This window comes from Marinobacter sp. M1C, from assembly GCF_023314135.1.
Taxonomy (GTDB): Bacteria; Pseudomonadota; Gammaproteobacteria; order Pseudomonadales; family Oleiphilaceae; genus Marinobacter.
This window is the reverse complement of the sequence record NZ_CP092289.1, coordinates 4,287,958-4,308,073: the sequence shown is the minus strand read 5'-3', so window position 1 is coordinate 4,308,073 and position 20,116 is coordinate 4,287,958. Positions and strand designations below refer to the sequence as shown.

The window sequence follows — 20,116 nt, the reverse complement described above, 5'->3', positions numbered from 1 at the left end:
TGCAGCGCGATTGAACGCGGGCCGGGGTGCTTGTTCGCCGCATCAAAGCGCCGGTGTAACCTGCAGAACTTGTAAAACCTGAGGCCCCGGATAACCGTCGGCGACCAGCCCGTTGGCAATCTGGTACTGGCGAATAGCGGCGCGGGTGGCCGGGCCCATAATGCCATCTGGCGTGCCGGCGGAATATCCACGCTGTTCCAGCTGCTGTTGTAACTGCATGATGTTGTCGCGGGACAGCGCAGGCGCATCGACCGGGGGAGGGTTCTGTAGCCCGCCTGCACCGGCAATTCGGTCGGCCAGGTGGCCCACGGCGATGGCGTAAAATTCTGAACGGTTCCAGCCCATAATCACGTTGAAGTTGTGATAAGCCAGAAACGCCGGACCCTCATGGCCAGCGGGTACAATCAATGTGGCATCGATTGCTTCCTGGGCCAGCGGTCCGCCTGATGTGTCGGTAACGCCAAGCTGGGTCCATTGCTCCAGCGATTTACGGCGGCCATCGGCCAGGGAAAAGTTAAAGTTATCGGGCAGCTGTACCTCACGGCCCCAGCGGTAGTCGCCATCCCATCCCATAGACTGCAAAAAATGCCCGGCTGACATCAGAGCGTCTGGCAGGCTGTTCCACAAATCACGGCGGCCATCGCCGTCTGCGTCGACGGCGTGCTTCAGAAAGACCGTGGGCATGAACTGCACGTGGCCCATGGCACCGGCCCAGGAACCTTCCATTTGCTCAGGGCTAATGGCGCCTTCGTCAACAATCTGCAGGGCAGCAATCAGCTGGCGGGTAAAAAAGGTTTTGCGGCGCTCGTCACAGGCCAGTGTCGCCAATGAGCTGGGCACCGACATTTTGCCAAAATAGCTGCCGTAGTTGGTTTCCAGGCCCCAGAAGGACAGCAAATAGGCGGCGGGCACGCCGGTTTCATTGGTCACTCGTTGCAGTAGATCGGCGTGCTCTATTAATAGCTGACGGCCCTTGTCGATGCGAGTGTCGTTTACCCGGCGGTTCAAATAGTCAGCAAAGGGCGTGGTGAATTCCGGTTGGCGCCGGTCCAGCTCAATCACCCGTTCCAGATACTCCGCGCCAGCCAATACGCTGCGAGCGGTTTCAGCGCTAACGCCGGCGGCTATGGCCTGCTGTTGCAAATCTGCTTTGCACGTCTCAAAACTGGTGAGCATAGCAGGCTGGTCCGTGGCCTTGTCGGCAATGCTGGCGCTAGCGCTTAGCGGCAGAGTGGCCAGCATGCTGGCACACAGGGCCGTGGCGGCCGGGCGAAAAATACGGGAAATGGAGACGGGCACGTAGAACCTCCGAAAAATGGGCTTGGGACGTATTATTGACGCCCATAGTAGCGTTTTTTGCGGCCCTAAAAACACACTTGCCACTGCTGGCGGGTGACAAATCAGTAACCTACATTCACCCGGTGGGACCATTTTTTACGCGACGGGTTTCTATGGTGAGGGTTTGTTTTATAGTAACGTGAAACTTACCAACAATAGCGTAATAGAAGGTTGAGCCAATGGCGATGCTGACAGCACTGGTGGTAGATGACGCCAGCTTTGTACGAGACCTGATCAAGCGTGCAGTCAGGCAGCAGTTTCCTGTTATTGAGACCATTGATGCCGCCGACGGCAAAAAAGCGCAGTCGCTGATGTTGCGCACCACCTTTGATTTGATTCTTTGCGACTGGGAAATGCCGGAAATGTCAGGGCTGGAACTGCTGCAGTGGATGCGACAGCAGCCCCAGTACGCCAAAGTGCCGTTTATTATGATTACCAGCCGCGGCGATAAAAGCCACGTGGTTGAAGCCATACAGCAGGGCGTCTCGGAATATCTGGGCAAGCCGTTCAGCCCTGACGGTCTGGGTAAAAAAATACGCAAGGTGATGGGGCAAACACTGGCGCAGGCCATGGCAGGCGCTGGCAAGGCACCTGCGGTTCAGGCCGGTGCCTTGGCACAGTCGGCCTCTCTGTTGACCCGTAAAACCAAGCCCCCGACCGCTTCTGCAACGCCAGCCGCTGTAGTGGCCGCTGCGGATTCTCCCCAGTGCCAACCAGACGCAAAGGCGCGCCAGGTGATGAATCTGGCCACCGTGCGTTTTGCCGACCACACCCTGCAGTCGGTGGTAAAAGACATCAATCTTAACGAGGTGCGGGTGATTGCCCGCCGCGACCAGCAGTTTCCCGGCATTTTGGATCAAGCAGTCGTGGATATTGAAATCTCGGAAACCGACGTGGCTCGGTTGAACGGATACGTGCACCAGCTTCAAGCGGTCGACAAACGCCAAGACACCGACTTTGTCAGCGCCACTATCCGCTTTGTAGATGAAGACCCGAAGAAAATGGAAGACCTGTCGCGCTTTATTGCCCGCTTTCGAGCAGCAGCGCCTCGCTAGCAACGATCCGCTGCGCGGGGAATTGGCAACTAAAGGTACTGCCTTTACCCGGGCTGCTGTTGATGAGCAGTTGTCCGTCGTGGTTCAGTAACACGTGTTTTACAATAGCCAGCCCCAGCCCTGTGCCGCCGGTGTCTTTGTGGCGACTGGGGTCAGCGCGATAAAAGCGTTCCGTTAGCCGCGGAATGTGGGTTGGGTCTATACCAATGCCGTTGTCTTCCACCGTCAGCAGTGGGCCTTGTTCGCCGGCGCTCCAGCGAACGCGAATCTGGCCCTGTGCGGGGGTGTACTTTACCGCGTTAAAAACCAGATTAGAGACTGCACTGCGCAACTGTGACAAGTCGCCGCGTATCTGCGTCGGGCCGTCGATTGTCAGCTCAATCCGGTGTTGCTTGTCGCCACTGAGGGCGTTTGCGTCATCGCAAACCTGTCGCAGCAGAGTGCCTGCATCGACGGTGCCTTCGTGCAGATTGCGATCGCCGGTTTCGATTTTCGATAATAGAATCAGGTCGGCGATTAAGGCTTCCATGCGCGCCGATTGATCTGCCATGGTGGCCAGCGCACGCTGCCAGTTGGCCGGTACTTCATCGCTATGGTCCGCCAGGGTTTCCAGGTAACCGCTGATAACGGTCAGCGGTGTGCGCATTTCGTGGGATAAGTTGCTAACGAAATCCCGCCGCACCTGTTCCAGCTGATGCAGGCGGGTAACGTCTTTGATCAGCAGCAGGCGGTCGTTATCGCCAAACAGGCTGATTTGGATCTGCAGGCGCAGGTGCGCGCGAGCCGGAGCGTTCAGCTCTAATGGCTGCTGGTACTGCTTCTGTTCAAAGTAATGGATGAATGCGGGTAGGCGAATCAGGTTCTGAATCAGCTGTCCCTGGTCGGTGCCGTTGCGCAAATTGAGCAGGTAACCTGCGCTGCCATTCCACCAATCTATAGCGCCGCGAGAATCGGTCATCACTACGCCGTCGCGCATGGCATTGGCGGATTGCTGCACCCTTTGAAGGCGCTCTTGCAGCGCAGAGCGGTGTTTGATGTGCTGTTTCTGAAGTTTGTTCAGGCCGTCAAAAATAGTACCCCACAAGCCCACGCTGTCTGGCGCTTCACTAGCGGTATCCGGTTGCGCCAGCCAGCGTAGCAGGCGTTTTGTTTGCGCCAGGGTCCAACCCAGGTAAAGCAGCAGACCGGCGAGTAAGCCGTAAAGTGGAAAGCCTGCCAGCCAACCCAGCAGCAAGGTCAATCCCAGCAGGGCAATCATCAAGCGCAGGTATTGCGACCAGTTCTGTTGCATGGCAATGGTTCCGTAACGGGTTCGGCGCTTAGCCGGGGTCTGCGGAAAATCGGTAGCCGGCACCGCGAACGGTTTGTATCAGATGGTCGTGATGGGTGCCAAGCGCTTTGCGCAGCCTGCGGATGTGGACGTCTACGGTGCGTTCGTCCAGATACACGTTGGCGCCCCAAACTTGGTCCAGCAGCTGGCTGCGGCTGTATACCCGGTCCTGATGGCTCATGAAAAACTGCAGCATGCGATATTCTGTTGGCCCCAGTTCCAGTTGTCCGAACTGACTACTAACCCGGTGGCTGAGCGGGTCCAGAGTCAGGCCGCCGACTTCCAGCGCACTGTCAACGCCGGCGGGGGTGCTGCGTCGCAGCACGGCTTTCAGCCGGGCCAGCAATTCCCTAGGGCTGAATGGCTTGGTGATGTAGTCGTCGGCGCCGGATTCAAGACCCAGTATTTTGTTATCTTCTTCGACTTTTGCGGTCAACATAATAATGGGAATTGCCGCGGTAGTATCGTCTTTTTTCAGCCGCCGGGCCAGCTCGATACCGCTGGTGTCCGGCAGCATCCAGTCCAGTAAAATCAGATCCGGGCGCTTGTCGACAATCAGGGTGTGGGCAGCCTTTGCGTCGGCGGCTTGCAGGCAGTCATACCCCGCCATTTCCAGGGCCACAGTGACCATTTCGCGAATGGCAGACTCGTCGTCTACAATCAGAATGGTTTTTTCGGGCATGGCGGTAACCTGCTTTAGCGTTGCGTTGAATTCGCCGTATTACACTCGCTTACTGTTACAGATGTGTGACAGCGGGTCGAGAGTTTTGCTCAGGCGAGCATGCGATCGACGGCCAGCCCGGCAAACAGCGCAAAACCTGCCCAGTTATTGTGTAAAAAGGCTTTGAAGCATCCGGTTCGGTCGCGCTCACGGGCCAGAAATTGGTGGTAAATGAACAAGCAAGCCATGGTCAGCAAACCTATATAGTAAAAAGTGCCCAGCTCGGCCTGTTGGCCGACCAGCAGCAGTATGGCGATGATGGTGGTTTGCAGAATGCCCAGGATCAGGCGGTCGGCGTCACCGAACAGCACTGCGGTGGATTTTATGCCCACTTTCAGGTCGTCCTCGCGATCTACCATGGCGTAAAAGGTGTCATACACCACCGACCAGATAATATTGGCAATGAACAGTAACCAGGTGACTTGGCTGAGCTCACCGGTTTGGGCTGCCCAGGCCATCGGAATGCTCCAGCCGAAGGCCGCCCCCAGAAATACCTGGGGCAGGTGGGTATAGCGCTTCATAAAGGGATAAACGAACGCCAACAGAGCGCCACCAAAAGCTAGATAGAGGGTCAGCGTGTTGGTAAACAGCAACACCATCAAAAACGATACCAGGCCCAGTCCAACAAACAGCGCGACGGCTTCCCAGGGCTGAATGCGGCCGGTGGTTAACGGCCGGTCTTTGGTGCGTTCGACGTGCCTGTCCCATTCGCGGTCAGCAAAGTCATTGATGGCACAGCCCGCTGCACGCATAAAATACACGCCGAGCGTGAATACAATCAGGTTGCTCGTGCTGGGCATGCCGTCGGCGGCCAGCCACAGCGCCCAGTAGGTGGGCCATAGCAACAACAACGTGCCCACAGGGCGGTTCAGGCGCAGCAGTAAGGCGTAATCCCGCAGGCGCAAACGAACGTGATCGGGCAAGGCGTTGGCTAACATGACAGAGTTCGCTGGTCGGTAATAACGGTGAATATGCTGGGGATTATAGTCAGTGTCGGGCGCGGGTCAAAAAGCCGTTGCCAACTCGGACGGAATTAAGTTCGTTCTGCGCCGCTGTAAAGCTGTGGTAACAGGTATTCGCACACCATCAGCGAATGCTGGCGGCCCTGCCTGCGGGTGTGAAACAGCGAGCGCCGGGCCAGCTGCGGTTGCCCGCTATGGGTGCCCTGGCATAATCCGGTTTCGAGTGGGCCTCTATGCCACTGGCGGTGGCTGAACAGGTAGGCACCCAGCGGCCGGTTGCCCAGGTTTCGAAGCTGGCGGCCTGGCCCTTGCAGGCACGCCAGTGGGATAACGGTACGTGCCAACACCCAGGGCTGGCCATCGCCGCACAAGCGCACTTCGCGAATCCACGCTTGCTGGCGCCAGGGAATGTTCAGCTTGCGGGCTTCTTCGACGCGGGGCAGGGCAAAACCTTCGCTGGCGACTTCTACATGAAAGCTTAGTTGGCAGCGTTTCTGCAACGCTCGGGTGAACGACCCCTGAACGTTTAACCAGTAACGCGCCGGGCCATGAACCTGAGGATTGCGCAAGCCCGCGGCCACTGGCCGGCGATACCAGCAGGCCGGCGGGATCGTCAGAGCGCAGGCCGCTGTTGGGTTGTTTTTACAGACCTTTGACAGCATAAATACCAGGCGCATTGCGCCAGTAGCCTTTGTAGTCCATGCCAAAGCCGAACAGAAAGCGGTCTTCGATATCCATACCGGTGAAATCGGCTTTCAGGCCGGGTCGACATTTGCGATCGTGTTGTTTGTCTACCAGTACAGCGGTCAGCACTTCAGCGGCGCCGTGTGCGCGGCAATAATCGGCGATGGCGCACAGGGTAGTACCTTCGTCCAGAATGTCGTCAACAATCAAAATGATACGGCCGTTCATATCGGCTTCCGGCCGCAGCTTCCATTCCAAAATGCCCCCGGTGGTTTCCTGGCGGTAACGGGTGGCATGCAGGTATTCGGCCTGAACGGGAAAGTTCAACTGGGTGAGCAACTGGCCAGTGGTAATCAGGCCCCCGTTCATCACGCAGAAAACCAGCGGGTTGCTGCCTTCAAGGCGTTCGGTGATAGCGCTGGCCAGAGCAGTAATAGCGGCCTGTACCTGCTGATTTGGAACCAGACAATCGGCTTCGGCCATTACCTGCTTCATTTCGGCGACGGTATCGATCATAACGGGCGGTCCTGTCGTAAAACGGGCGATTATACCGGAGCGATGGGTGTGAAGGGAGAGCTAACCGGGCATGAAAGGGTCTGTATTTATGGCTACACGTGCAAAACAGGCATACTGACCACGCCGTAGGGCTGCAGCAGGCGTTAATGACCGCGCATTTTCCGCGGTACGATTGGCCCGGGCGCCAATTTGAAGCGTAAATGAACGATAATCGCTAGTAACAGTAACAGTAACAGTAATAGTAACAGGAGCAGGTAATGAAGAAGTGGCAGTGTGTGGTGTGCGGGCTAATTTATGACGAAGCCGAAGGTTGGCCGGAAGACGGTATCAAGCCAGGAACGGCGTGGAATGACGTCCCAAAAGACTGGTTGTGCCCGGACTGCGGTGTGGGTAAGGAAGATTTTGAAATGATCGAAATCGACTGAGGCGGGTACAGCATGACAACAGCTTCCGAACGCAACCCCATTATCATTGTTGGCAGTGGCCTGGCCGGTTACTCGTTGGTGCGGGAGCTGCGCAAGCACAACGCGGACGCACCCATACTGTTGGTAACCGCCGATGACGGCACCAGCTACTCAAAGCCCATGTTGTCTACCGGCTTTGGCAAGGGCAAAGATGCCGATGGCTTGGCCCAAGCCGACCATCAGTCGATGGCTGATCAGTTCAATCTGCGCTTGCTGCCCCATACCCGGGTGACCGCTCTGAACCCACAGGCCCATCAGATTCAGCTGGGCTCTCTTTTAGACTCTCATTCAGAGAGTCAATGGCAAAGCTACAGCAAGTTAGTGCTGGCTTGGGGTGCGGAAGTAATACCACTTCACTTAGCGGGCAGTGGCAGCAATGCGGTGTACTCCATTAATGACTTGGACGACTATCGTGCCTTCCGTGCCGCACTGATGGGTGCTGAGCGAGTGGCCATTATGGGCGCCGGGCTGATTGGCTGTGAATTTGCCAATGATTTGCGTCTGGGCGGGTATCAGGTCGAGGTGATTGCACCCTCGGCAACGGTGATGCCGACGTTAATGCCCGAACAGGCCGCTCGTGCCCTGCAGAATGAACTGGAGGTGCTGGGTGTGATTTTCCACTTGGGTACCCAGGTTGATCGCATTGAGCAAGTGCCGGCCGGAACCGATGGCGGAGTAACCCTGGCGCTTGCCAACGGCCGGCAGCTGCAGGCCGATGTGGTGATTTCGGCGGTGGGGCTAAGGCCGCGGACCGAACTGGCACAACAGGCCGGGCTGGCGGTGAACCGCGGTATTGTGGTGAATCGCGCGCTGGAAACCTCGGCGCCGGATGTGTATGCCCTGGGCGACTGTGCCGAGGTGGACGGCCAACTGCTGCTGTATGTTATGCCGCTGATGGCCAGCGCCCGGGCGTTGGCAAAAACCCTAAGCGGCGAGCTCAGCGAGGTGCTCTACCCGTCCATGCCGGTGATGATAAAAACACCTTGCTGCCCGGCGGCGGTAAACCCGCCACCGGCGGGCGCGAAGGGAAAGTGGCAGGTTGAGCAGGATGGTAATCACGTGAAAGCGCTGTTCAATAGTGCAGACGGGGCTTTGTTGGGCTTTGCGCTGACCGGTCGCTTTGCCATGGAGAAACAGGCGTTATCGCGGCAGTTGCCGGCGTTGCATAGCGCGGTTTCCTGAGAGCGAATGGTCGGTTTTCATTGCCAAGCCGCGCGCCCTGGGTGAAAATTTAGGTCGTTTGCTTATTATCACTCAACAGGAGCCGGCATGCTGGATATAACCCGAAAACTGGTGGAGTTGCTGAACGTGAGCGCTACCGGCGTAGATCACTTCCAGGGTGACAGTGAAGACTTGGGATTTCCCAACGTATTCGGCGGCCAGGTTCTGGGCCAGGCGCTGATGGCCGCCAGCCGTACCGTGGAAGATCGACTGTGCCATTCTCTGCATGCTTACTTTTTGCGCCCGGGTAACCAGCGCATGCCCATTGATTATGAAGTGGAGCGGGTACGTGACGGTGGCAGCTTCTCTGTTCGGCGGGTCACCGCGCGACAAGAGGGCAAGGAAATTTTGACCTGTTGTGCGTCGTTCCAAAGCGATGAGGTTGGTCTTGAACATCAGTTTGACATGCCGAAGGTGCCTGGGCCGGAAACCCTGAAAACCGAGCAGGAGCTGGGCGAACTGCTGGCGCCCCATGTTTCTGAAGCCCTGCGCCCTCTGCTGACGCGCGATCGCCCGGTGGAGTTTCGTCCGGTCGCACCAGGTAACCTTCTACATCCCGAGCCCCGCCCACCCCGAGCCCAGGACTGGGTGCGGGTAAGAGGTACCTTGCCGGACGACCCAGTGCTGCACCGTTGCTTATTGGCTTATGCCTCGGATTTTTCGTTTCTGGGTACGTCGCTGGTGCCCCACGGGGTCAAGTTTTGGGACGGCGGCTTGCGGGTAGCCAGCCTGGACCACGCTATGTGGTTTCACAGTGACTTCCGCATGGACGAGTGGTTGTTGTATGACAAAGATAGCCCGAGTGCAGCGGCCGGACGGGGGTTGAATCGTGGTAGTTTCTACAATGCTTCCGGCGACATAGTCGCTTCCTGTGCACAGGAAGGCTTGATTCGCCTGCGAAAAGGCCAGTAGCGGCACAAAATGACCCCGTCAAAGCCGGGGTAAACAGCTCTGGCTGGCATTTTGGTTTGTGTCTCAGACAAGTGTTTCCAATTGTTTGACCCATTCCTGCGCCCACTCAGCGGCCTCGATCTCGGGCTCCATGGTTTCCATGGCGTCGATGCGCAGGGTGTCACCTACTTTACGCGCGGCGGTTTCGTAGAGGGCTTCCTCGATCAGTTCGCCGGCGCCGCAAAAAGTGTCGCCGTAAGAACTGTCGCCGAGCACGATGCTGCCAAACGGGCGGCCGGGCTGCTGTGGCAGCTGGTCCCGCAAATCCACATAAAATTGCAGAATGTTTGAGGGCAGTTCACCCTGGCCAGTGGTAGAGGTGCACACCAGCAGGGCGTCATTGTTGTCGGTGATGTCAGACAGCTGTGGCTCTTCCAGAACCGTTACACGGTAACCGAGCGGCGTCAGTGTTTTTTCGACGGCGCGGGCACTCATCAGAGCGCCACCGTAAACGCTACCAACAAGAATGCGGATGGCTTTCATAAAAAAATTCCGAACAATTGAGTAATGTTTGGGTTTTTGGTGATGAGTTGCTGGTAATGAGAAGCAGCTGCAACCATTTTCAGGCTGAGATAATAGCCCTGACCGATCGTTTTTTGCAATACGGTGATTTATGCCGGATTTATGTCAATTTCATTGCAAAAATTTTATAGTGCCGCCTGCAGTTTCTCTGCAATCAGATGACGCCATGCCACATGAGATATTCCATGATATGAGCCGTTCAAGCGGATTTCTGGACACACTTCTTACCAGCCCCTCCACGGAACGCTTTCGGGTTGGAATCAGCCTGCTGTTTTTACTGGGCGTTTGGTTGTCGGTAGGCTCGTTTGCGAGTGGCCTGCCAAACGGCATGCTGCTGATGGCCGCCGCAGTGATTGGTGGTTATATGGCCATCAACATCGGTGCCAACGATGTTGCCAACAATGTGGGCCCGGCGGTGGGCTCTGGCGCTTTGTCGCTGGGCGCCGCGGTTGCTCTGGCGGCTGTCTTTGAAGCCGCTGGCGCGTTGATTGCCGGCGGCGACGTGGTGTCTACCATCAAGGGCGGGATTATCGATCCGTCTAACCTGAGTGACGACCGCTCCTTTGTCTGGTTGATGACGGCAGCCCTGCTGGCCGGCGCGCTGTGGCTGAATCTGGCCACCTGGATGGGCGCTCCGGTGTCTACCACCCATTCTATTGTGGGCGGGGTACTGGGGGCGGGTATTGCTGCCGGAGGCTGGGGCATTGCGGACTGGGGAGTCATGGGCAAAATCGCGGCCAGTTGGGTAATTTCACCGGTTTTGGGTGGTGCTTTGGCCGCTCTGTTTTTGTACCTGATAAACCGCACCGTTTTGTACCGGCGCAATGTTATCGCAGCAGCGCGCATTTTTGTGCCCTGGCTGGTGGCCGGCATGGCTTGGGCGTTTGGCACGTATCTGATGCTTAAAGGCCTGAAAAAACTGGTGTCGCTGGACTTTATGGGTGCTTCGCTGGTGGGTCTGGTGGCTGCCGCGGCGGCTTTCTTCGCGATACGCGCGTTGGTTAACCGCAAAGCCGCGACTATGGAAAACAACGCCGCGGGCGTAAACACACTGTTCACTTGGCCGCTAATTTTTGCCGCGGCGCTGCTCAGCTTCGCCCACGGCGCTAACGACGTTGCCAACGCTATTGGACCCTTGGCGGCCATAAACGATGCCTTGGCCAACGGCGGCGTGATGACGTCCTCCAGTATTCCTTTGTGGGTGATGGCGGTGGGCGCCTTGGGTATTGCGTTGGGCCTGATGCTGTTTGGCCCGCGGCTGATCAAAACCGTGGGCAGTGAAATCACCGAGCTGGATAAAACCCGCGCCTTTTGCATTGCGCTATCGGCTGCTTTGACCGTTATTTTGGCGTCGCAACTTGGACTGCCTGTTAGCTCCACCCACATCGCCATTGGCGGTGTGTTTGGCGTTGGTTTCCTGCGTGAGTATCTGAAGTCGAATTACGCCACCCAACTGCACAAGATCATGGAAGAGCGTGACCTCGTAGAGCGCGAACGTCTGAAGCCATTTCTGGATGACTTCCGTAACGCCTCGGTTGAGGAAATGGAAAATTTGCTCAAGCGTGCGAAGAAAAATAAAAAACAGGTACCACTGACAAAAAACGACCGCAAACGGCTGAAGAAAGTCTACCGGGAAGAGATGGTTAAGCGTTCCCATCTGACCCGCATCGCAGCGGCCTGGATTATTACCGTGCCGGCGTCGGCGTCGATTGCTGCCGTGTTGTTTTTCACCCTGCGCGGGCTAATGATTTAACGTCCTGTTTGGCTAACGAATCAGCGAAACGGGACACTGGCCGTTCAAGGCGCGTTTGCCCATACTGAGTAACACGACGCGGGAGTACTAGTTTCCGCAATCTTATTTGTTGGGAGTGAGCTTATGAGTACATCCGTTGAAAGCAACCAAGCCAGGATAATTAACGAGCTGAGGGTGTTTATCAAGAAAGTAATGAGCGAACCCACCATTGCGGTCAGATCGATGGACATTGCCCGCAAGCACAAAGGCGAGCCCAATTCTGATGAGGCTATCGCGCGGGAAATCAGCTCCAGCACCAGTATTCGTATTCCGGAAAAGTGGAGCGATGCGGACCGCATGTTTTTAGACATCATTCATGAAGTGTTAGACGATGAAGACGCGCTTTATTAAGATCTCCTGAAGCGTCCTACACAGTTGCAACAATAACGGCGCCTTATGGCGCCGTTATTGTTTGTTCTGTTTGTTTAGAGCTGATTAGAAGCGCTTAGGTTTGCGCCATGGCGCCGGCGGCCAGGTTGTTCAGAATTGCCATTTCGTCGGCAATACCGTCTTCGCCGGCCAGCAGCCGTTGCTCGGCCAGAATGTCCGACAGTATGTCAGTGGTGGTCAGCGGGTTGGCCAGCACCACGCGGAACACTATGCAGGGGAAGTTGAAGTAGTTGTCCGGCTCTAAACGAGTGCGGGAGACAAACGCCTTACCCCTTTCACGTTGGGTTTTTTGGATAAACTTGGTGATGCGGTTCAGGCTGGTGTTGATCTTTTCCGCCAGCATTTCATCGGCACTTTCCAGAGCCTGCCGGACCTGTGACGGGCAGTAGCGATAGGTCAGAATGTTCAGTTCGGGCCGGGTGATCAGCTCGAAATCTTCAGCCTCATCAATCATGGCCGCGAATGTTCGGGCCTTGCCAATGCCTGCGTCAATCAGCAGTTCATAACCTTCTCGGGCCAGAATTTTCAGGCCAGAGTGAATCAGCATCGCCATGCCCGGGCGTGAGCCCTCAAGCGTGGTGCTGCCCAAATCCCGCGAGCCTTTGCGGATAATGTACTGGGCGTGGTGTTCAACCGCACTGGCCAGGCTGGGATCGCGGAACACCACCAAACCCACGCCCATGGGTACGTACAGCTGTTTATGAGCGTCAAAGGTGACCGAGTCGGCCTTTTCAATGCCTTTTAGCAGCGAACGATAACGTCGGGAAAACAGGGTTGGACCACCCCAAGCGGCATCTACGTGGAAGTGCGCGCCGAATTCGCGAGCGATATCGGCCATGGCTTCCAGCGGATCTACGTTGCCGGTTTCGGTCGTGCCGGCAATGCCACAGAGAGCAATCACCTTGATTTTCTGTTTCTGCAACTGCAGGCATTTTTCCCGTAGCGCATCAATCTGGATACGGTTGTTGCTGTCGGTTGCCACAGTCACCAGAGCATCGCGGCCCAGGCCCAATACGTCGGCGGCTTTGTTCAGGGAGTAATGGCCGCGGCGCGACACAACAATAGCGGCGCCCTCGTATCCGTAATATTTCAAAGCGCGGAACAGGCCTTCCTGTTGTAAGCCGCGGAAGTTACCTTCCGCCGGAAAAGCGCGGTTGCGGGCAACCCACAGCGCAGTCAGGTTGGCAACGGTGCCGCCGGAACACATGGCGCCCAGCGCGTAGCGGGGGTTGTGCATCCATTTGCGGTAGAACGAACCGTCTTCTTCGAACACCAGCCGATGAATCATGCCCAGCACTTGGCGCTCCAGAGGTGTAAACGCCTTGGAGGTTTCGGTTTTCACCAGATTCTGGTTCAGGGCAATCATGATCTTCGACAACGGCAGCATGAAATAGGGCAGCGCCGACGTCATGTGGCCAATAAAAGCCGGTGATGCGGTGTGTACCGAGTTTGCCACCAGTTTGTCGAGCAGAAACTGGGCTTGCTCAGACACAAATATGGGCTTTTCTGGCACGCTGTATTCCGAGAAATTCTTCTCAACGTCGGCCAGGTCGCGCTCTACCGCAACAATGTGATCCTGAAGAAAACCAGCAAGATTACGGGATATGTCCTGGTCAATCCGGCTCAGGGTAGAATCGGGTGCCTCAGGAATCGTGAAAACACGATACATTGCCTCTACAGAGGCCTGGGCGGATTTTTTAATTCCGGTCATAGGGCGCCACGCGCAGTCTCGAGGAGCCGTAGTATACGGCGTGAAAAGTGGTTACGCCACATTGGGCGGCGCCTTATCAAATGTGCTTTACAGCAGTTGTCGATCGACATCCAGAATGGCGGCATCAATGCGTTCGCTGATCGCTTTTTCGACCTGGTCCAGGCGCTGGCTGATCTGCTGTGACGATGAGCCCAGTGCCACGATAGCCCAAGTGGCGCGATCCAGAGTGTCCTGATGGTCTGTTTCGGCCACCGCCAAGTCCGGCTCTTTACCCCAGATCGTTTTTAATGGTGCAAACACTTTGCGCTTGGCTTTCAGATCATCACAGGCATAAAGTTGAAAGTGCAGGGTGAGCACGCCGATGTGTGGGGTGATCGCCGGAGCCTGCGGCGACTCCTTGAGCAGTTTGCGTAATGCGTCAGACATTCACGATTCCTTCAGAATAGGGGACAGATTTGAAGGTAGGGGACAGATTTGAAATCTGTCCCCGGTTAAGATGTGTCCCCAATTTGCCAAGGTACGCCGATGACAGATTCACTTGCAAGTTTGCCGTTCGAACAGTTATTGGGCCGGGTACGGGCGTGCACACTGTGTGCTGAAAATTTGCGCTACGGCCCTCGCCCGGTGATCCAGATGGCAGAGTCGGCAAGGATTCTGGTGGTAGGCCAGGCGCCCGGACGCCGGGTGCATGAAACCGGCCTGCCTTTTAACGACCCCAGCGGCGATCGGCTGCGTCAGTGGATGGGTATTGGTCGCGAATCATTTTATGATGAACGCCAGCTGGCTATTCTGCCTATGGGCTTTTGCTACCCGGGTACCGGTAAAAACGGCGATTTGCCACCGCGACCCGAATGCGCGCCGGCCTGGCGCAGAGCCCTGCTGCAACGCTTGCCCAATGTGGCCATAACACTGGTGATTGGCCAATACGCCCACAACTGGCACTTGGCGAGCCCTGCCGGCACCGTCACGGCTAACGTGCAGAACTGGCGGGCGTACTGGCCGGCGCAGCTGCCCATGCCACACCCCAGTCCTCGCAATAATCTGTGGTTACGCCGTAACCCCTGGTTTGAAGCTGAGGTGGTGCCAGCACTTCAGCAGCGGGTAGCGGGCTTGTTGAACGTTCGCTAATTCCGTTCTGGTCCGAGCCTGCCTTAGGTTGATGCTGGCCTGGATTAGCAGTACGGCTAGCAAAGTAAGTGCCATGCAGCTCTGCTGCCCGCATAGAATCTGGTTCTTTTTTCGATCTGGGCAGATAATTTAATAACTACTAAAATCAATGCCTTGTGGTTTGTTACAAAAAATTACAAAAAAGTGTTTGCCAATAAATAGCCTTGTCATCGTTTACGGATTATAAAGACGCCAAGACAATCCAATATGTGGAATTTTGTCGAAATGGAATGCTGGTGGCCTGCGGCCTTTAGCGTTCGTAATTTTGGTTTTCGTTGATGGAGAACAATATGAGTGAATTCGACGAAAGCACTCTGGAAACATCCGGCGGCGGGTCGGCCGACGCTGAAAATACCCATTCCATTGCGGGTCGCGCCCGGGTTCGCGCTCAGTTGCAGGCTGACATTGAGGCCTTCCTGAGCCAGGGCGGCACCATCAGTCAAGTGGCGAACGGGTTTCGTAGTGGCGGCGGCAGCAAAGTGGACGCAGGCTTCAACGGCCGTGCACTCTGAGCCTTAAGCAGTCTAAAAGTGATGCCAGGCCTGGGCGATATTGCCCGGGCCTTTTTGTATACACAGTTACCGCAACTGCAAGCTTGGCGGCCGAGGTGTATCATAAAAACCTGTGCCGACGTACGCAGCCGGCTTTTATTTTTCGTACCACTCTTTTTGCCACTCTTTTTCCCAATCTGGAGGTTCTGTGTCGAATCTGACTCCCCGCATGTTTCCCGCCACCCGTTTACGTCGCAATCGCGCCAGTGATTTTTCTCGCCGGTTGGTGCGTGAAAACCAGCTGTTGCCTGACAATCTGATTTTCCCGATGTTTGTGTTGGATGGCGAAAACCAGCGCGAGGCCGTGGCCTCTATGCCCGGGGTGGAACGTTTGAGTATTGATCTTCTATTAGCCCAAGCCGCCGAAGTGGTGGAGTTGGGCATACCGGCTATTGCCCTGTTCCCGGTGGTGCCTGCCGAGCATAAAGATCTGCAAGGCTCTGGCGCCTGGGACCCCCAAGGTTTGGCGCAGCGGGCTGTACGTGCGCTGAAACAGGCCCATCCGGAACTGGGTGTAATTACCGACGCCGCTCTGGACCCGTTTACCACACACGGCCAGGACGGCATTATTGATGACAACGGTTATGTGCTGAACGACATCACGGTGGAAGCGTTAGTGAAGCAAGCGCTGTCTCAGGCCGAAGCCGGGGCCGATGTTATTGCACCGTCCGACATGATGGACGGTCGCATTATTGCGATCCGCGAAGCCCTGGAAGACGCGGGCTACGTGAATACCCGCATCATGGCCTATTCCGCCAAGTACGCGTCTGCCTATTACGGCCCATTTCGCGATGCGGTAGGCTCTGCAGGCAACCTCGGCAAAGGCAACAAGGCCACCTACCAGATGGACCCGGCCAACAGCGATGAAGCCCTGCACGAAGTGGCCATGGACATCGCCGAAGGCGCCGATATGGTGATGGTAAAACCGGGTATGCCGTACCTGGACATCGTGCGCCGGGTAAAAACCGAGTTACAGGTGCCCACGTTCGCCTACCAGGTCAGTGGTGAATACGCCATGCACATGGCCGCAGCGCAGAATGGCTGGCTGGACGGCGATGCGGTCATGATGGAAAGCCTGATGGCCATGCGCCGTGCCGGCGCCGACGGTATCCTGACCTACTTTGCTATTCGCGCCGCACGGCTGATGAAACAGAAATGATCCGCGGTGCGGGGTCGCCCAGACCCCGCGCTGAGAGCGCAGTAACAAAACAAGGACGGTAAACGAATGACCAGTAAAAAGGGCAATCTGAAGATTGCCGACAATGAGGCCACGTTGCCCGCAGCAGACACTGTGCCTTCGCCCGAGGAAAGTCTGAGCCTGGACGCCTGCGAAAATTTCTTCAACCGGGAACTGGGTCAACTGCAGTTCAACCACCGGGTGTTGAAGCAGGCCCTGGACGATACTCACCCACTGATCAACCGGCTCATTTTCTGCTGCATATTCAGCAGCAACATGGACGAATTCTTCGAAATTCGCGTGGCTGGCATTCGCCAGCAGTTGAAGTACGGCCGGGAACAAATCTACGCCGACGGACTGCAGCCGGAACAGCTACTGGCGGAGATCAGCCGTGTGGCTCACGAGTACATTGACGAACAGTACGATATCTTGAACAACGTGCTGATTCCGGAATTGGAAAAGCAGAATATCCACTTTGTGCGCAGGCACGAATGGACCCCGGCTCAGGCCCAATGGGTGCGTACCTATTTTGACGAAGAGATTTTACCGGTGGTCAGCCCGATTGGCCTGGACCCATCGCACCCGTTCCCGCGGCTGGTGAATAAAAGCCTCAACTTTATTGTGGAGCTGGACGGCAAAGACGCCTTTGGCCGCGAAACCGGCATGGCCATAGTGCCGGCGCCGAAGTCTTTGCCGCGGCTGGTGCGGCTGCCGGACGACGTGTGCGACGGCGGCGACAATCTGGTGTTTTTGTCGTCGATGATTCACGCCCATACCGACGAGCTGTTCCCCGGTATGGAAATCAAAGGCTGTTACCAGTTTCGCCTGACCCGTAATGCGGATCTGGAGCTGGAAGACGATCTGGAAGACCTGGCATCGGCCCTGCGCGGTGAGTTGCTGAGCCGCCGCTTTGGTGATGGCGTGCGTCTGGAAGTGGCGGATAATTGCCCGCAGGAGCTGGTTCAGTTTCTGCTGACCGAGTTTGGCCTGACCGAGCGCGACCTCTATGAAGTGCGCGGCCCGGTAAATCTGACCCGGCTGCTGGCGGTGGGGGGGCTGGTGAACCGACCGGACCTGAGCTATTCCGGTTTTTCACCGGTGATCCCGCGCCAGATTCGCAGCCGTGACTCGATGTTTGACAGTATCCGCAAGCGTCCGATTCTGTTGCTCCATCCCTATGAGAACTTCAGTCCGGTGGTGGATTTGCTGCGTCAGGCCGCCAAAGATCCGCAGGTGCTGGCCATTCGTCAGACCTTGTACCGCTCCGGTGCCAACTCCGAAGTGGCCGAAGCCTTGGCCGATGCCGCTCGCCGCGGTAAGGAAGTCACCGTTGTTATCGAGCTGACGGCGCGATTCAGTGAGGAGGAAAACCTGGAGCTGGCCAGCCGCCTGCAGGAAGCCGGGGTAATTGTGGTGTACGGGGTAGTGGGCTACAAAACCCACGCCAAAATGATTCTGATTGTGCGCCGCGAAGAAGGCCGCTTGCGGCGCTATGTGCACTTGGGCACGGGTAACTATCATGCCGCCAACGCTCGCCTGTATACCGACTACAGCTTTATGACCTGCGACGAAGCCATCGGCGACGATGTGAACAAACTGTTCCAGCAGCTGACCGGTATGGGCAAGGCGTTAAAAATCAAGAAACTGTTCCACTCACCATTCACTCTGCATTCGCGAATACTGCAACTGATTGAGCGGGAAACCCGCCTGGGTGAGAAGGGCCGGATTATTTTCAAGTTCAACGGCCTGACCGAGCCTCAGCTGATTAAAGCGCTGTATCGTGCCTCCCAGGCCGGTGCGAAAATCGACCTGATTATTCGTGGTATCTGCTGCCTTCGGCCCCAGGTGCCCGGGTTGTCGAGCACCATTCACGTGCGTTCTATTATCGGGCGCTTTCTGGAGCATACCCGGGTTTACTATTTTGGTAACGATGGCCAAGCCCAGGTGTATTGCTCCAGCGCCGACGGCATGGAACGTAACCTGCTAAGGCGGGTTGAAGTCGCCTTCCCTGTGGAGGAGCCGGCGCTGGTGGAGCGTTTGCAAGACGATTTGAATACCTATCTTGCTGATAACTGCCAGTCTTGGGTGTTGCAGGCTGATGGCAGTTATGAGCAGAACCAGCCAGCTGAGGACGAACCAAGGTTGGCGTCGCAGCTGGTGTTGCTGGAGCGGCTGACCGCCAAATCCTGATTTATTAATGTGGTATGACTGGAGAACGCTTTGAAACGACAATGGATAATGGTGTCTGCCGGACTGCTAGTGGTGGCGGGTATTGCTTTGCCCTATGGCACAGGCTACCTGACCGAGCAACAGTGGCAGCGGGCTTCACAGGAAGTGAACGGTTCCCAGACCTGGTTGGAAATGCAAGTCGGGCGCTACGACCGCGGATTCTGGAGCTCCGAATTTGAAGGTAAATTGTTGCTACGGGACCCGGCAAGCGGTGAGGAACTGAGTGTTCCCTACCTTGCCAGCGTGAGCCATGGCCTGACCGGCAGCCTGACCGATTTTAAACCGGTGAACGGCTGGACCCCGGCAGGCGAAAGCTGGTTCGGTGATGATGCCCCGCGCTTGACCGCAGAAACCCGGCTTTGGGGTTCGGCGGTAGCCGAGTTGACCGTGCCCAAGTTCAGCATTACTGATGACGATAACGTAGAAACTGTGTTTGGCAGTGGTGGTGTGGTGCGCGTAAATGGCAGCCTTGGCGCAGATGCTGTGGATATCAGTGCAGACTGGCCGTCGCTGGTGATTGCCTCGGAAGAGGTAGACCTGCGCCTCAGTGATCTGACATTGGAGCAGGAAATGCAGCGTCTGAGCGGTGACATCTGGATCGGCGAGGGCACCCTCGCTTTGCAGGGTCTGGAGTTGATGCCTGCAAACGCTGACGCCATTATGCTGCGCGGTCTGTCGCTCTATTCGAACAGCGAAGCGATAAACGACAACAGCGCTCTCGACTCTTTCATCACTATCAAACTGGATGAGCTGCAGTTGGCAGGGGATACCCTGGGGCCACACCGCATTGAATTCGCGTTGAAGGGCCTGAACGTAGAGGCCTGGAACGCTGTTAGCCGCAGTGTGACGGATATGCAGCTGGCGGCATTTGCCGCTGAAAACGGCGACCCAACCGCGTTCCAACAACAAATGCAGGCGATGTCAGACGTAGGCGAGTCGTTGCAGCTTCTAGCCGCGGCAGGCTTTAGTGTGGGGTTCCCGGACATTCATCTGGTCAGCCCTGACGGGCCCTTGCAGGGCAAGGTGCTGGTAACTCATCCTGGAGCTGCGGGCGATTCTGCGTCGCAATTGATCATGCCGGCGCTTGAGGGTGAAATGGAATTATCCATACCGCTGGCTCTGGCTGAAGACAACGAAGCGTTGCGTATGCAAACAGCGCCGTTGATTAAAGATGGTCTGTTGGTTACGGAAGGTGACCGCCTGTTATTGAAGGCAACGTTGAAAGATTTGGTGTTGAACGTCAACGGCCGACCCATTCCGCTGCCGCCGCTGTTGTAAGCGAGGTGTCTGGCCAGCCGCCTGGTTTGGCGTGCTGGCCGGTGTTGGTCTGGCTCA

The 20,116-nt window shown here is 56.6% G+C and carries 20 protein-coding genes; 11 read left to right on the top strand and 9 right to left on the bottom strand.

What is annotated here, in order from left to right; all coding sequences use genetic code 11:
• Positions 1–42: 42 nt before the first annotated feature.
• The gene (locus tag MIH19_RS20305) at positions 43–1,299 is read right to left on the bottom strand and encodes a lytic murein transglycosylase (RefSeq protein ID WP_249006587.1); all 1,257 of its coding nucleotides are present in this window, start codon (positions 1,297–1,299) and stop codon (positions 43–45) included.
• Positions 1,300–1,517: 218 nt separating this feature from the next.
• Between MIH19_RS20305 and MIH19_RS20300 the strand changes: the two genes are divergently transcribed.
• Positions 1,518–2,393: a response regulator gene (locus MIH19_RS20300; protein WP_249006586.1), complete on the top strand. Its 876-nt coding sequence runs from the start codon at positions 1,518–1,520 to the stop codon at positions 2,391–2,393.
• Here MIH19_RS20300 and phoR read toward each other — a convergent pair.
• From phoR to MIH19_RS20275, 5 genes are all read right to left on the bottom strand, one after another.
• Positions 2,359–3,684, bottom strand: coding sequence for a phosphate regulon sensor histidine kinase PhoR (gene phoR, locus MIH19_RS20295; RefSeq protein ID WP_249006585.1), 1,326 nt, complete (start codon positions 3,682–3,684; stop codon positions 2,359–2,361). The genes MIH19_RS20300 and phoR overlap by 35 nt on opposite strands.
• A gap of 28 nt (positions 3,685–3,712) precedes the next feature.
• Entirely contained in the window at positions 3,713–4,405 is a 693-nt protein-coding gene (gene phoB / locus MIH19_RS20290; protein WP_018403960.1) for a phosphate regulon transcriptional regulator PhoB, read from the bottom strand.
• An 89-nt stretch (positions 4,406–4,494) separates the two neighbouring features.
• On the bottom strand, positions 4,495–5,382 hold the full coding sequence (gene ubiA / locus MIH19_RS20285; RefSeq protein ID WP_249006584.1) for a 4-hydroxybenzoate octaprenyltransferase: 888 nt from the start codon (positions 5,380–5,382) through the stop codon (positions 4,495–4,497).
• A gap of 95 nt (positions 5,383–5,477) precedes the next feature.
• Positions 5,478–6,083 (bottom strand): chorismate lyase, encoded by a 606-nt coding sequence (locus MIH19_RS20280; RefSeq protein WP_249006583.1) that lies wholly within the window; start codon positions 6,081–6,083, stop codon positions 5,478–5,480.
• A complete protein-coding gene (locus MIH19_RS20275; protein ID WP_249006582.1) occupies positions 6,049–6,606 on the bottom strand; it encodes a hypoxanthine-guanine phosphoribosyltransferase in 558 nt (185 codons plus the stop codon). The genes MIH19_RS20280 and MIH19_RS20275 overlap by 35 nt, the downstream gene beginning before the upstream one ends.
• 257 nt (positions 6,607–6,863) lie before the next feature.
• On the opposite strand from MIH19_RS20275, the gene MIH19_RS20270 reads away from it, so the two are divergent.
• From MIH19_RS20270 to MIH19_RS20260, 3 genes are all read left to right on the top strand, one after another.
• Positions 6,864–7,031, top strand: coding sequence for a rubredoxin (locus tag MIH19_RS20270; RefSeq protein WP_249006581.1), 168 nt, complete (start codon positions 6,864–6,866; stop codon positions 7,029–7,031).
• A gap of 12 nt (positions 7,032–7,043) precedes the next feature.
• Positions 7,044–8,252, top strand: coding sequence for an FAD-dependent oxidoreductase (locus tag MIH19_RS20265; protein WP_249006580.1), 1,209 nt, complete (start codon positions 7,044–7,046; stop codon positions 8,250–8,252).
• An 87-nt stretch (positions 8,253–8,339) separates the two neighbouring features.
• Positions 8,340–9,203, top strand: coding sequence for an acyl-CoA thioesterase II (locus MIH19_RS20260; RefSeq protein ID WP_249006579.1), 864 nt, complete (start codon positions 8,340–8,342; stop codon positions 9,201–9,203).
• Between the two features lie 63 nt (positions 9,204–9,266).
• Here MIH19_RS20260 and MIH19_RS20255 read toward each other — a convergent pair whose 3' ends face one another.
• The gene (locus MIH19_RS20255) at positions 9,267–9,725 is read right to left on the bottom strand and encodes a flavodoxin (protein WP_249006578.1); all 459 of its coding nucleotides are present in this window, start codon (positions 9,723–9,725) and stop codon (positions 9,267–9,269) included.
• A gap of 229 nt (positions 9,726–9,954) precedes the next feature.
• On the opposite strand from MIH19_RS20255, the gene MIH19_RS20250 reads away from it, so the two are divergent.
• Together MIH19_RS20250 and MIH19_RS20245 are read left to right on the top strand one after the other, a co-directional pair.
• Positions 9,955–11,517 carry an inorganic phosphate transporter gene (locus MIH19_RS20250; protein WP_249006577.1) on the top strand — a complete coding sequence of 521 codons (1,563 nt, stop codon included), beginning with the start codon at positions 9,955–9,957 and terminating at the stop codon, positions 11,515–11,517.
• A 123-nt stretch (positions 11,518–11,640) separates the two neighbouring features.
• Positions 11,641–11,907, top strand: a complete 267-nt coding sequence (locus MIH19_RS20245; protein WP_007348349.1) for a hypothetical protein — start codon at positions 11,641–11,643, stop codon at positions 11,905–11,907.
• A gap of 94 nt (positions 11,908–12,001) precedes the next feature.
• On the opposite strand, the gene panP is transcribed toward MIH19_RS20245, so the two are convergent.
• Entirely contained in the window at positions 12,002–13,657 is a 1,656-nt protein-coding gene (gene panP / locus MIH19_RS20240; RefSeq protein ID WP_249006576.1) for a pyridoxal-dependent aspartate 1-decarboxylase PanP, read from the bottom strand.
• An 87-nt stretch (positions 13,658–13,744) separates the two neighbouring features.
• A complete protein-coding gene (locus MIH19_RS20235) occupies positions 13,745–14,083 on the bottom strand; it encodes a DUF503 domain-containing protein (protein WP_249006575.1) in 339 nt (112 codons plus the stop codon).
• 99 nt (positions 14,084–14,182) lie between these two features.
• On the opposite strand from MIH19_RS20235, the gene MIH19_RS20230 reads away from it, so the two are divergent.
• The 5 genes from MIH19_RS20230 to MIH19_RS20210 all read left to right on the top strand — a co-directional run bounded on the left by MIH19_RS20230 (position 14,183) and on the right by MIH19_RS20210 (position 20,059).
• Entirely contained in the window at positions 14,183–14,785 is a 603-nt protein-coding gene (locus MIH19_RS20230; RefSeq protein WP_249006574.1) for a uracil-DNA glycosylase family protein, read from the top strand.
• 329 nt (positions 14,786–15,114) lie between these two features.
• Positions 15,115–15,336: a hypothetical protein gene (locus MIH19_RS20225; protein WP_249006573.1), complete on the top strand. Its 222-nt coding sequence runs from the start codon at positions 15,115–15,117 to the stop codon at positions 15,334–15,336.
• Positions 15,337–15,544: 208 nt separating this feature from the next.
• On the top strand, positions 15,545–16,534 hold the full coding sequence (hemB, locus tag MIH19_RS20220; RefSeq protein WP_249009061.1) for a porphobilinogen synthase: 990 nt from the start codon (positions 15,545–15,547) through the stop codon (positions 16,532–16,534).
• A gap of 66 nt (positions 16,535–16,600) precedes the next feature.
• A complete protein-coding gene (gene ppk1, locus MIH19_RS20215; protein WP_249006572.1) occupies positions 16,601–18,742 on the top strand; it encodes a polyphosphate kinase 1 in 2,142 nt (713 codons plus the stop codon).
• A 30-nt stretch (positions 18,743–18,772) separates the two neighbouring features.
• Positions 18,773–20,059, top strand: a complete 1,287-nt coding sequence (locus tag MIH19_RS20210; protein ID WP_249006571.1) for a DUF945 family protein — start codon at positions 18,773–18,775, stop codon at positions 20,057–20,059.
• Positions 20,060–20,116: the final 57 nt, after the last annotated feature.

Coding starts and splice junctions, on each gene's coding strand:
- MIH19_RS20300 (WP_249006586.1), top strand. CDS start 1,518: ATGGCGATGCTGACAGCACTGGTGGTAGATGACGCCAGCTTTGTACGA.
- phoR (WP_249006585.1), bottom strand. CDS start 3,684: ATGCAACAGAACTGGTCGCAATACCTGCGCTTGATGATTGCCCTGCTG.
- phoB (WP_018403960.1), bottom strand. CDS start 4,405: ATGCCCGAAAAAACCATTCTGATTGTAGACGACGAGTCTGCCATTCGC.
- ubiA (WP_249006584.1), bottom strand. CDS start 5,382: ATGTTAGCCAACGCCTTGCCCGATCACGTTCGTTTGCGCCTGCGGGAT.
- MIH19_RS20280 (WP_249006583.1), bottom strand. CDS start 6,083: ATGCGCCTGGTATTTATGCTGTCAAAGGTCTGTAAAAACAACCCAACA.
- MIH19_RS20275 (WP_249006582.1), bottom strand. CDS start 6,606: ATGATCGATACCGTCGCCGAAATGAAGCAGGTAATGGCCGAAGCCGAT.
- MIH19_RS20270 (WP_249006581.1), top strand. CDS start 6,864: ATGAAGAAGTGGCAGTGTGTGGTGTGCGGGCTAATTTATGACGAAGCC.
- MIH19_RS20265 (WP_249006580.1), top strand. CDS start 7,044: ATGACAACAGCTTCCGAACGCAACCCCATTATCATTGTTGGCAGTGGC.
- MIH19_RS20260 (WP_249006579.1), top strand. CDS start 8,340: ATGCTGGATATAACCCGAAAACTGGTGGAGTTGCTGAACGTGAGCGCT.
- MIH19_RS20255 (WP_249006578.1), bottom strand. CDS start 9,725: ATGAAAGCCATCCGCATTCTTGTTGGTAGCGTTTACGGTGGCGCTCTG.
- MIH19_RS20250 (WP_249006577.1), top strand. CDS start 9,955: ATGAGCCGTTCAAGCGGATTTCTGGACACACTTCTTACCAGCCCCTCC.
- MIH19_RS20245 (WP_007348349.1), top strand. CDS start 11,641: ATGAGTACATCCGTTGAAAGCAACCAAGCCAGGATAATTAACGAGCTG.
- panP (WP_249006576.1), bottom strand. CDS start 13,657: ATGACCGGAATTAAAAAATCCGCCCAGGCCTCTGTAGAGGCAATGTAT.
- MIH19_RS20235 (WP_249006575.1), bottom strand. CDS start 14,083: ATGTCTGACGCATTACGCAAACTGCTCAAGGAGTCGCCGCAGGCTCCG.
- MIH19_RS20230 (WP_249006574.1), top strand. CDS start 14,183: ATGACAGATTCACTTGCAAGTTTGCCGTTCGAACAGTTATTGGGCCGG.
- MIH19_RS20225 (WP_249006573.1), top strand. CDS start 15,115: ATGAGTGAATTCGACGAAAGCACTCTGGAAACATCCGGCGGCGGGTCG.
- hemB (WP_249009061.1), top strand. CDS start 15,545: ATGTTTCCCGCCACCCGTTTACGTCGCAATCGCGCCAGTGATTTTTCT.
- ppk1 (WP_249006572.1), top strand. CDS start 16,601: ATGACCAGTAAAAAGGGCAATCTGAAGATTGCCGACAATGAGGCCACG.